This is a genomic window from uncultured Allobosea sp. (genome assembly GCF_945956895.1).
In the GTDB taxonomy this organism is placed as follows: domain Bacteria; phylum Pseudomonadota; class Alphaproteobacteria; order Rhizobiales; family Beijerinckiaceae; genus Allobosea.
This window is the reverse complement of the sequence record NZ_CAMFJF010000006.1, coordinates 127,383-138,237: the sequence shown is the minus strand read 5'-3', so window position 1 is coordinate 138,237 and position 10,855 is coordinate 127,383. Positions and strand designations below refer to the sequence as shown.

General features: G+C 67.0%; 9 protein-coding genes. 1 reads left to right on the top strand and 8 read right to left on the bottom strand.

The annotated features are described in order from the left end of the window. Position 1: 1 nt before the first annotated feature. The 8 genes from Q0Q02_RS06095 to Q0Q02_RS06060 all read right to left on the bottom strand — a co-directional run bounded on the left by Q0Q02_RS06095 (position 2) and on the right by Q0Q02_RS06060 (position 9,643). Positions 2 to 352, bottom strand: coding sequence for a GFA family protein (locus Q0Q02_RS06095; protein WP_293807752.1), 351 nt, complete (start codon positions 350 to 352; stop codon positions 2 to 4). Between the two features lie 16 nt (positions 353 to 368). Then, positions 369 to 1,352 carry a cobaltochelatase subunit CobS gene (gene cobS, locus Q0Q02_RS06090; protein WP_293807750.1) on the bottom strand — a complete coding sequence of 328 codons (984 nt, stop codon included), beginning with the start codon at positions 1,350 to 1,352 and terminating at the stop codon, positions 369 to 371. 152 nt (positions 1,353 to 1,504) lie between these two features. Beyond that, positions 1,505 to 2,662, bottom strand: coding sequence for a glycosyltransferase (locus tag Q0Q02_RS06085; protein WP_293807748.1), 1,158 nt, complete (start codon positions 2,660 to 2,662; stop codon positions 1,505 to 1,507). Then, a complete protein-coding gene (locus Q0Q02_RS06080) occupies positions 2,659 to 3,909 on the bottom strand; it encodes a glycosyltransferase family 4 protein (RefSeq protein ID WP_293807746.1) in 1,251 nt (416 codons plus the stop codon). Before Q0Q02_RS06080 ends, Q0Q02_RS06085 begins: the two co-directional genes overlap by 4 nt. Then, positions 3,906 to 4,568, bottom strand: a complete 663-nt coding sequence (locus Q0Q02_RS06075; RefSeq protein ID WP_293807744.1) for a class I SAM-dependent methyltransferase — start codon at positions 4,566 to 4,568, stop codon at positions 3,906 to 3,908. The genes Q0Q02_RS06080 and Q0Q02_RS06075 overlap by 4 nt, the downstream gene beginning before the upstream one ends. A gap of 77 nt (positions 4,569 to 4,645) precedes the next feature. After that, entirely contained in the window at positions 4,646 to 6,454 is a 1,809-nt protein-coding gene (locus tag Q0Q02_RS06070; protein ID WP_293807742.1) for an adenylate/guanylate cyclase domain-containing protein, read from the bottom strand. Positions 6,455 to 6,470: 16 nt separating this feature from the next. Then, positions 6,471 to 6,920, bottom strand: a complete 450-nt coding sequence (locus Q0Q02_RS06065; protein ID WP_293807741.1) for a Crp/Fnr family transcriptional regulator — start codon at positions 6,918 to 6,920, stop codon at positions 6,471 to 6,473. Continuing rightward, positions 6,917 to 9,643 carry an ABC transporter ATP-binding protein/permease gene (locus Q0Q02_RS06060; protein ID WP_293807739.1) on the bottom strand — a complete coding sequence of 909 codons (2,727 nt, stop codon included), beginning with the start codon at positions 9,641 to 9,643 and terminating at the stop codon, positions 6,917 to 6,919. Before Q0Q02_RS06060 ends, Q0Q02_RS06065 begins: the two co-directional genes overlap by 4 nt. 94 nt (positions 9,644 to 9,737) lie before the next feature. On the opposite strand from Q0Q02_RS06060, the gene Q0Q02_RS06055 reads away from it, so the two are divergent. Beyond that, positions 9,738 to 10,853 (top strand): heparin lyase I family protein, encoded by a 1,116-nt coding sequence (locus tag Q0Q02_RS06055; protein WP_293807737.1) that lies wholly within the window; start codon positions 9,738 to 9,740, stop codon positions 10,851 to 10,853. Positions 10,854 to 10,855 lie beyond the last annotated feature (2 nt).

Here is a 10,855-nt window from a genome sequence, read left to right as displayed (position 1 = left end):
CCTAGCGCGAACGCCCGTCGTACGGCGTCGGCGACAATTCGGTCGGCTCGACGCCGCCAAGGCAGCGGACATTGACCGCGACCATCGGCGTGCCGTCGGGTCCGTTCGCCCGAGCGAAGGCCTCGATGCCGCAGGTCTCGCAGAACAGATGCTGGATCTTCTGCGTGTGGAAGCGGTACTCGGTCAGCGCATCCTCGCCCTTGGTCAGGGTGAAGGCGCTGGCGGGCGAGAACGCGAGGATCGAGCCACGGCGCTGGCAGTAGGAGCAGTTGCAGGTGAGCGTCTTCCCGAGATCGGCCTCGACCTCGTAGGCGACCCGCCCGCAATGGCAGCTTCCCTGATACTGCGCCATGGCGCGTGTCCTCTCGTTAGCTGAGCACCACGTTCGCGGCGCTCTCCGGCAGTTCCTTGCCGAAGGAGCGCTGGAAAAACTCGGCTACCAGCGTGCGCTCCATCTCGTCGCACTTGTTCAGGAAGGTCACGCGGAAAGCGAAGCCGATATCGCCGAAGATCGCCGCGTTCTCGGCCCAGGTGATGACCGTGCGCGGGCTCATCACGGTCGAGAGATCGCCGTTCATGAAGGCGTTGCGGGTAAGATCGGCGACGCGGACCATCTTGTTGACGACGTCCTTGCCGTCCGGCGTGCTCTGGTAGTGCTTCGACTTCGCCAGGACGATCGCGACTTCGTTGTCATGCGGCAGGTAGTTCAGCGTGGTGACGATCGACCAGCGGTCCATCTGGCCCTGGTTGATCTGCTGGGTGCCGTGATAGAGGCCGGACGTGTCGCCGAGGCCGACCGTGTTGGCGGTGGCGAACAGCCGGAAGGCGGGATGCGGGCGGATGACGCGCTTCTGGTCGAGCAGCGTCAGCTTGCCGGACTGTTCCAGCACGCGCTGGATCACGAACATCACGTCCGGGCGGCCGGCATCGTATTCGTCGAAGACGAGCGCGATGTTGTTCTGCAGCGCCCAGGGCAGGATGCCGTCCTGGAACTCGGTGATCTGCTTGCCTTCCTTCAGCACGATCGCGTCCTTGCCGACGAGGTCGAGGCGCGAGACGTGGCTGTCGAGGTTGACGCGGACGCAGGGCCAGTTGAGGCGGGCGGCGACCTGCTCGATATGGGTCGACTTGCCGGTGCCGTGATAGCCCGAGATCATGACGCGTCGGTTATGCGCGAAGCCGGCCAGGATCGCGATCGTGGTGTCGCGGTCGAAGCGGTAATCGGGATCGAGGTCCGGCACATGCGGATCGGCTGCGGAGAAGGCCGGCACTTCGAGATCCGAATCGATCCCGAAAGTCTGGCGCACCGACAGCTTCATGTCGGGCAGGCCGGGCGCAGTCGTCGTCGTCATCATCTTGTCTCCAGGCGCGGGGCCATGACCGGAATTCGCCGGTTAACCCAGAGCCGACCGAAGAGGGAGGCGGATCGTCCCTCATTAGAGCGAAAGACCGGAAGCGGCAATTCGCAAAGCTGCACCCCGGCCCTCGCAAAGGGCATGCCGGCTCACCGTTCGGAAGGTCTCGCCTCCGCGAGGAGTTCCTTCACGATCGCTGCCGAGCGGGCCGCGCCGTCCCGATCGATCGGCAAGGCCGGCGGCTGGGCGCCGATGGCCTCGCCGACAGCATCCGCCAGGGCCACCGCATCCCCGACGAAATCGCCGGACAAGCGGAAGCACCGAGCCAACCCCGCCCGTTCCATCGCCTCGGCCCGGACCGTCTGCTCGGTCTCGTTGCCGGCATCGAAGGGCACGACGATCGCCGGCCGGCCGGCCGCAACGAGGTCGAGCACGGTATTGTAGCCGGCCTGGCTGATCGAGACCGTGCAACCGGCGAGCAATGCGGGAAAGTCCGGCCGCGCCCGCTCGATTACGACCTTCTCCGGAGCTTCAGCCGCGAGCAAGGCGAGATCGGAATCCGTCATGCCTCGCCCGGCGAGAAGCCGCCAGCGGCGCCCGGAGCGATCGAGGCGCGCCGCCGCGACCGCGCAGGCGAAAAGCGGCAGGGCGGCGGCCGAGCCGCCGCCCGAGACGATGACCTCGCCATTTTCCTGCACGGTGCCGGCCGGCCGGTCATCGGCGAGGTAGCCGGTATAGCGCAGCTTTTCGGCAAGCCCCTCCCCGACCGGCCATGACCGGTCGAGCGACAGGAAGCCGGCATCGCCATGGACCAAGACAGCATCGAACAGCCCGGCGATCCGCTCTTCGGCCTCGGCGATCCGGTCAGAACGCGGCGTCACCAGCACGTCGCGCACCGAGGAGAGCACAAGTGCCTCGGGCCTTGCCGTCTTCGCCGCCGCGATCAGCGACAGGAACTCCTCGGCCAATTGCCGCCGACCGAAGGGGAAATGCTCGGCGATCACGACATCGGGCCGCAGCCGCGCAGCCAGTTCTTCCAGCATGGCGATGCGAACGGCCTTGCGCTGCGGCTCGATCGGCTGGCCCGCTTCGTCGAGCAGCGTGCGGAAATCGGTGCCTTCGGTCCTGATGACAGGCAATTGCACGAAGGCGAAGGGCTCGCCGTCCATCGCGCGCAACGGTACGCCGCCACTGGCCAGCGTCACGGCAAACCCACCTTGCGCCAGCGCCCGCGCCAGATTCGCAGCCCGGACCAGATGGCCGCTACCGAGCAGATGCGTCACTGCGATCAGGACGGAGGCGCTCATACCCCCACGCCCGTCGAACGGCGCAGCATCGCAGCAACCCGGTCGAGCCCGGCCGCGGCTGAGAAATCCTGCGTCAGACGCGCGTAAGCCGCGTCGCCGAGAGCAGCCCGCTTCCCGGGTGCCCCCGCCAGCTCGTTCAGCGCAGCCGCCAAGGCCGCGACATCGCCCGGCGGCACCAGCAAACCTTCGACGCCATCGCGCACGAATTCCGGAATTCCCGCGAAATCGGTCGCGACGATCGGCAGGCCCTGGCTCGCCGCCTCCATCACCACATTGGGCAGGCCGTCGCGGTCGCCGTCGCCCGCCTCTTTCGAGGGCAGCACGAAGAGATCGGCCGCCCGCAAGGCGGCGATGACCTCGTCCTGCGCCTTTGGCCCGGCCCAGACGATCCGGTCGTCGAGCCCGAGCGCCTGCGTTTGCGCCTGCAAAGCCTTCAGCTTCTCGCCGCCGCCGATATGCGTCAGCCGCCAGTTCAGCGTGCAGGGCAGCTTGCCCAGCGCTTCCAGCAGGTCGTCAAAACCCTTCTTCGCCACGGCACGCCCGATGGTGACGAAGCGCACCGGATCGTCCGGGTCCGTGCCGTCTCGCAGCGATCGCACGCCCGGCGCCGGAAAGCGCGCGAGATCGAGCCCGTGATAGAGGAGCCCGACCTTGTCCGGCTGGTCCGAGAGACGTTCCAGCTCGCGGTGCCCGTCGCGCGTGCAGGTCACACCCCAGTCAGCGGAGGCGATCTTCTCGCGTTTTTCCCAGTCTTCGGTCGTCCAGATGTCCTTGGCATGGGCCGAGAACGACCATGTCAGGCCGCCGAGCAAGGCGGCGTAGCGGATCACCGAAGCCGGCGTATGCAGGTAATGCACATGCAGATGCCGGATATCGCCAGGCAACTCCCGCGCCATCACGCAGGCCTGCCCGAAACGGCGCCAGCGATTGCGCGTCCGGTCGCGAGTGAGATCGCGCAGGAAGACCGGCAAGAGCCGCAGCAAACCCGGCCTCAGCAGGGCCGCCAGTATTCCGCGCGCCACGCGAGCCGGCTCGTCGTGCAGATATTCCGGCAGATAGCGCACCGGCGCCGTGATCTGCTGGTGCATCAGATGCTTCGCCGCGTCGGTCGGATGGCGCAGCGACCAAATCTCGAAGGGGAGGCCGCGCTGCTGCAAGCCGAGCAACTCCTGCGCGATGAAGGTTTCCGACAGGCGCGGATAGCCCTTCATCGCGACCGCGATGCGCGGAGCCGTGCCCTCCGTCATCGCCGCCCGATCAGCATGAAGCGCGTATAGTTCTTCGTCGGCCGGGCGCCGGCGAACCAGACCTCCGCCAGCCCTGCCTGCTCGCGGAAAGCCTCGAGCGAGGGTACGCAGCTGCGATGGTCCGGCTCGCGAAAATAGTCGTTGGACTGCAGCACCAGCGGCAGACCCTGCGGCAAGGTCGCGATCCAGCCCGGCACGTCGGCGAGATGCTCGCAGCTCGTATTGATCACGAGCCCCGGCTTCGGACACTGCGCCGCGAAATCCATCGCCATCATGTCGGCCGTCATCGCCCGGAAGCGCCCCGCCGCAACATGGCGATGGTTCAGTATCTCAGCGATCGGCGCGCAGGTCGGGTCGATATCGAGGCTGACGATCTCCGGGATCGTAAGCCTTTCATCGTCGAGCAGCAGCGCGCCGAGCACGCCATACCAGGCGCCGAGCACCCAGACCGGACCTTCGGGCTTCGGATAGGTCTCCGTGAGCGCCTCGACCAGCCATTGCTTCGAGGCGATCTGCTTATGGTTGCAGGCAATCGAGAGGTCGGGCGGCGCGCCCTTGCCGTAGAGTCGCGCGATGTCGGCGACGATGCGGTTCCCCGACAGCGTCGCCATGCCGCGCAGCAGGTCGTGAAAGGCCTCTTGGGACGGCTCGGGTGTCATGCTTCAGTCGTCATCAGGGGAAGACGGCGGACCATAGACATGCGCGCCCGCAAAAAACCAGCCGCCCCGCGCAAGGATTAGTCCTTTTCGCCTGTCTCACCCTGTTCCTGCACCACCTCTGCCGACGCGGTCAGCTCACCGCCGGCCACCACAGGCACCGGCACCGCCACATCCTCGCGCTTGCGGCGGGCGATCTCCGGTGCGCTGGCGAAGCCATAGGCGGTCAATGGCTTTTCACGTCCCTTGATCGCGATCTTCAGGGGTGTCGTCCCGGCATAGCTGCGTGCGCTCGCCCGGATCGTGTCCTCGGAGACCACGATATCGGCGAGCACCCGCCGCGTCGCCGATTCGAGCTGGCTCGCGACCATGACCGTCTCGCCAACCGTGATCTCGCGCCGGCCGAGATTGTCGTTCTCGACCGCGCCGGTGATGGCGTCGCCGGTATGGATACCAATGCCGATCCGCAGAGGCAGCGGCAGCGCCGCCCCATATTCGCGGTTGAGCGCATCGACCGCGCGCACGATGTCGCCGGCGGCGGCGATCGCCGCCTGCGCCCCGCGCCCCGGCGTCCCCTCCAGGCCGAACACGGCCATGAAGCCGTCGCCATAGAAAGCGTCGATCCGCCCCTCATGCGCGGTGATCGCCTGCCCCATCTCGTCGAAGAAGCGGTTGAGCAGCCCGATGAGCTCGCGGGGCAATTGCCGTGCCGAGAGGGCCGAGAAGGCCCGGAGATCGGCCACCACCACGGTCAGGCCGCGCTTGCCGGCGGCATCGTCGAGCTCGAACGGACGCGCCGCCCCCGCATTGAGCCGCGAGGCGAGCAGAATCTGCACCTGCAGGTCGTCGCGCGGCCTGATCTGGCAGGCGAGCCGGACACCGTCCGGCGCCGAGATCCGCCGCAGCAGCTTGGCCTCGTTCGGGCCGGGCTTCGGCAGCTTGTCGTTGCCGTCCATCACCAGCACGCGGCAGGTGGCGCAGCGCGCCCGCCCGCCGCAGAGCGCGGCATGCGGAATGTTGAAGCGCCGAAACATCTCCAGCACCGTCGGCCCCGGCGCCAGCCGGCGCGTACCGTGGCCGACGAAGCGTACGGTGATCTGACGGGTCGTGCGGACCCTGATCTCGCGGATGCCGACGAAGAGCAGGAAGGAGGCGACGAGGCCATAGAAGGCGCCCTTGCCCCACATCACGTCGCGAACGAACATCGCCGTCTGGGCGTCGCTGACGAGTTCCGCCGGCATCGCCAGCCGCTCGGCCTCCCGCGCACCGACCGAAAAGCCGATCAGCGCCAGGACCGGGATCAGGATCGCCGCCAGCAGGAACGGGTCACGCCAATGGCGATAGCTGTCGCGGGCGCGCAGCATGAAATGGATGCCGATGATGCCATGCGTCCAGACAAGCAGCAGCAGCAGCGACTGGGTCATCGCCAGAGCCGGCCAGAGCCGGCGCAACACGGAACGATAGCTCTCGTCCACGCCGAAATAGATGCCCATGATCCGCGTGCTGATGATGTGGTCGACGAGCAGCAGCGGAATGGCGAGGCCGAGCGCGATCTGCAGCATCTCGCGCAGCGGCATCTTGAAGGTGCGCCGCTGCACAACCCGCAGCAGCGCGAAGACCGGATGAACGATCAGCGCGCCATAGAGCGCGACCGTGCCCGGCCAGGAATGCCAGAAGCCGTAGCGCCAGTCCTGCACCTTCTCCATGGCGTCGAGGCCAAGGATGCCGACGGCGTGGTTGAGGAAATGGGTCGTCGCGAAGACGAGCAGGATCAGCCCGGAGACGAACCGGATGTCCCGGCTCCAGGACGAGACCTGGTCCATGCTGGCGCCCATGCTGCCGCGGGGCGTCACGGTGCGGTTGGTGCCTGCGGCTTGCGGCCGGTTCATGCGCTGATCGACCTCGTCAAACGGTTGCGTGCCGATTCAGCAGCACGGAGGCGAGCCGGTGGACCCGGTCGGCCAGATCCCGACAGACCGCGAGGCTGAACTCGGGCACGGTCTGGAGCAGTTCGAAGAACAGGTCCTTCGGAATCCGCAGCGCCAGCACCTGCGACTTGGCGCGAATGGTCGTGCTGAACGGCTTGCCGCTGAGCAACGCCACATCGCCGGTGATGCTGCCGGTATCCTTGACGAAGGCCCGCTCCTCGCCGTCCTCGCCTGGTTGCAGGATTTCGACCTCGCCTTCCATGATGACGTAGACGCCTTCGAGCCGCTCCTGAGGGTGGATCAGGACGGCGCCGGGCTCGAACTGCAGGCGCTCGCCCATCAGGGCGACGAGCTTGAGCCGCGATGCCGGCATGCCCTGAAACAGCGGCAGGCTGCGCAGGCAGCCGAGATCGGTTTCCAGACTCATGACCGCGCCTCCACTCGCCCGGTGTCTTCGAAGCGTGATGCCCGATCGTTCGCCGCGTCGGGCGTGTCCTGCGCCTCGACCGTCCCGGCTTCTCCGTGGAACACCACCCGCAACGGGACGTCTCCCACGAGTTTAGCATCTCCGACCAGAAGAAACAGCGTCATCCCCGTGCAGTAGCTGCGCAGGCGGGCGACGATCTCCTTCGGCTCGTCCGAAATCGCGAGCAGCGCCGAGATATCGAGCACCGCGATCTGCGGCGCCTTGACCAGCGCCTCGACCAGCGGGATCGCCTGGCGCAGCCTGGCCGGCAGGAAGCGCCCGCGGATGCCGCTCTCGGTATCGAGCCCGAGCCGGTAGAGCGCGTCCCCCAGCCCCGAACGGGCGAGCGCCTGCAGCACGATCTCACCGACCTTGCGGGCAGCATCGGGCACGCCGTAGCCGATGCGCCCGAACATCAGGTTGTCGCGCACGCTGGCTCCGACCATCACCTTGTCGGGATCGTAGAAATCGACATCGTCGACCGCGCCGGCCGGGAGGTGCTTGCGGAAGCTCTCCCGCGCCCGGAGGATGCGGCGCTCCAGGCGGGCGTCGATCAGGTTCAACCTGTGCTTCGGCTCGATATAGCCGAGCGCCAGCGCGACGAGATCGCGTTCCGTCTCCGGATCGAGCGGGTTGCGCATGTCGTGCTTGGCCAGGACATCCGCCAGCTCGCTCAGGCGTTCGAACTCGAAGTTGGCGCCGAATGAATAGCGCTCGAACAGCGCATGGCCCGGCGGCAGGCCGGTGAAGATTTCGACCACGGTCGCGACGATCCGCCCGCCCATCTCGGCCAGCGGCTCGATCAGCGCCTCCGCCTTCAGGATCGAATGGGCATAGGGCTCGAACAGCAGGGTCGCGCTGTCGAAGCGCGCCGTGGTTCGCGTCCCGAAGATCAGGTTCTCGATGATCGGCGCATTGCGATTGTAGCGATCGAGCACGAAAGGCTCGATCAGGTCGCCCTGCTTGATCCGCGCGAGCTCGGCCGCGACCACGCGGCGCGCCTCGATGATGCGCTCGATCGCCTGCTCGCTGACGGGGCGCAGCACCTTGCCGCCGAGCCCAAGCTCATAGACCTCCTGCGTGCAGCCGAAAACGTCGAGCAATTCGTGGATTCGCGCGGCGAGCTCGGCCGCGTCGGTCACGCCGACCCCGGCATAATCTGTCCAGTCCGCCTCGAACGGGAAAGGCGAATTGCCCGAGCGGACCGCCTCGACGAAGCGGCGGTGCTCCGACGGGGGCACGACGCCGCGGGCTTTCAGGTCGGGGCGCCGGCGCCTGAGCGGCAGCAGGATGTTGTCGCGCATCGAGCCGGCGATGATCTCGGGCTCATCGCCGGAATAACCGATGATATGGCTCGCCCGCTCGACCGACATGCCCGCCAGCGGCTCGCCATCGATCAGCACGCGGCCGGTATAGCTCGTCGCCTGCCGGCCGAGAATCCGGCCGAGCACGTCCTTGCCGCCGCCTTGCGGGCCGATCACCACGACCATCCCCGGCCGGGCCAAGCTGAACGAGAGCGGCGTCAGCAGCGGCTGGCCGCGATTGTCCAGCATCTGCACGGCTTCGAGCCGGATCTCGCCCTTCGCCGGCAGGTCCGCGACGCCGTTCTCCTCCTCGAGGACGAGGGTCTCGTCGCTGTTGAACTGGGAGATGACCTGATCGTACTTGATCGTCACGTCGTTGCGCTGCTGGTCCCAGTCGATCAGTTCCTTGATCGGCGGCGGCAGGTCGCGATAGGCGGCGATCACCGCGACGAGCTGGCCGATGTCGAGCCGCCCCTGCAGCGCGAAGAAGCCGCCGATGGCGTAGAAGAAGAACGGCGTGATCTGGGCCAGCAGGTTGTTCAGGAACTTGACCGCGAATTTCCGCTTGTAGAGCGCGTAGCGGATGTCGAAGAGCCGGCCGAGCCGGCCGGCGATGTCGGACTGGACATAGGCCGTCGCGCCGTGCCCCTGGATCATCGGCCCGGCATCGACGATCTCGCCGATCCGGCCCGCGAGCTGGCGCGAGGCGATCTGGCGTTCGCGGCCGAGCCTGAGCTGCTCGCGCCGCAGGATCGGGATGATGATCGCCTGCGCGAGCACGATCAGCAGCGCGATCGAGCCGAGCCAGAAGCTCTGCGCCATGATGAAGACGAGCGCGGTCAGCGCCTGGCTGAGCAGGAAGACCGGCTGGATGAAGGCATCGCCGACGAAGCCGCCGACCGGCTCGATCTCGTCCTTGATCATGCTGGCGATCTCGGCCGGCTTGACCGCGCGGATCTCCTCCGGCCGGAAGCGCATCAGCTGGCTGAACAGGTCGTAGCGCATGCGCCTGAGCATCCGCTCGCCGAGGATGCCCTTGCGCACGTTGATGACGTATTTGAAGGCGCCGTTGATCAGGACCAGCAGCAGGAAATAGATGCTCAAGCCCAGGAGCAGGCCGTACTGGCCGACCTGGAACCCCTCCGAAATCCTGTAGCTTGCCCCGCCGAGCCAGGACGGCATGTGCAGGGTGAAGTCCATCAGCGTGGCGGTGGTCTTGCCGTTCCGGAAAGCTCCGCCCTGGATCGCATCGTTGACGATGCGCTTGGGCACGTCGAACGAGGCCCAATTGAAGGGAATCGAGACAAGGATGATCAGCAGGACGACGACCTGCTCGGCCCGGCTCTTCTGCCAGATGTAACGGAAGAGATTGGACTCCAAAGGGCAATCCTGTACCGAAGCGCTCGCGGCGCGAGCTCGAACGGGTCCGGCGGGCCCGAAGCGACCATATGTGGTGAGGTTGCAGCCGAGTGCAATGCGCGCCAGGCTGCAGCCATGCTGGCGTGGCGAACGGGAGGCATCGGTCATTTTCGGGGGAGCCGTAAAGGGGGTCGTCGCGTCGGGAGCGCTCTGCTGCGCGGTTGCCCTCGGCCTTGTCGGCGCGCCTGCCGCCCCGGTACGCGTCGAAGCCACGCAGCGCATCCTGCATGACGACTTTGATCGGGGAGGCTTCGCTCCCGAAGGCGGCCTGTTCTACAAGAACAACCCCGAACAGCGGGCAGGGCGCGTGATTTTCAGCGATGCCACGCCCGATCGCGGTATCGGCGCCCTGACCTTGATCGCGATGCCCTCCTGCCCTCCGCAGTCGATCGAGTGCAGCGAGCGGGCGGAGGTCTGGGAGCGCCCGGACGTGCTCGCCCCCTATGATCGGTCTGTCTGGTACGGCTTTGCCCTGCGCCTCGACGCCCCGCTCCCCCGGGATGATCGCAGATATGTGATCGCCCAATGGAAACGCGAGATCATCCCGGGCGCCGCGGGCGACTACTCACCCTTCCTGGCGCTGCGGCTCTACCGCGGCCGCCTCGGCATCACCGTCGAAACCGACCGGATTCTCTCCTACCCGATCGGCGGCGATGCACGCCCCGAAGGCTGCCTTCCGGGCGAGGCCCTCGTGCTGGACCGGCCCGGCACGCGCCAGACACGCGCTCTCGTGGCAGCGGAAAGCGGCGCGACGCGCGAGAATTATCCGAGCTATTTCAATGCCTGCGCACCCGGGATCCAGGTCACGCACCATGCAGACCTGCCTTCGCCGCAAAAGGGCTGGATCGACTTCGTCATCCGCTCGCAGCCCGGCCCACGCGGTGACGGCCATATCGAGGTCATCGCCGACGGCGTCCGTATCGTGACCGTGGAAGGCCATATCGGGCATAGCGGCCCCGGCCTCGACGACAACCAGTATTTCAAGATGGGGCCCTATCGCGCCCCGGCGCCCCTGCCCTGGAGCATCAGCTTCGACCATTTCCGGCGCGGGCCGCGTTGCAGCGATGTCATCCGCCTCGGGCAATGCCCGCCGGAACCACAAGTGTCGAAAGCGATTGGCAAGTTACCGCTTTCGACGTCTAGTAACGTCAGAAAGGAAGTGGAGCGTTAGGC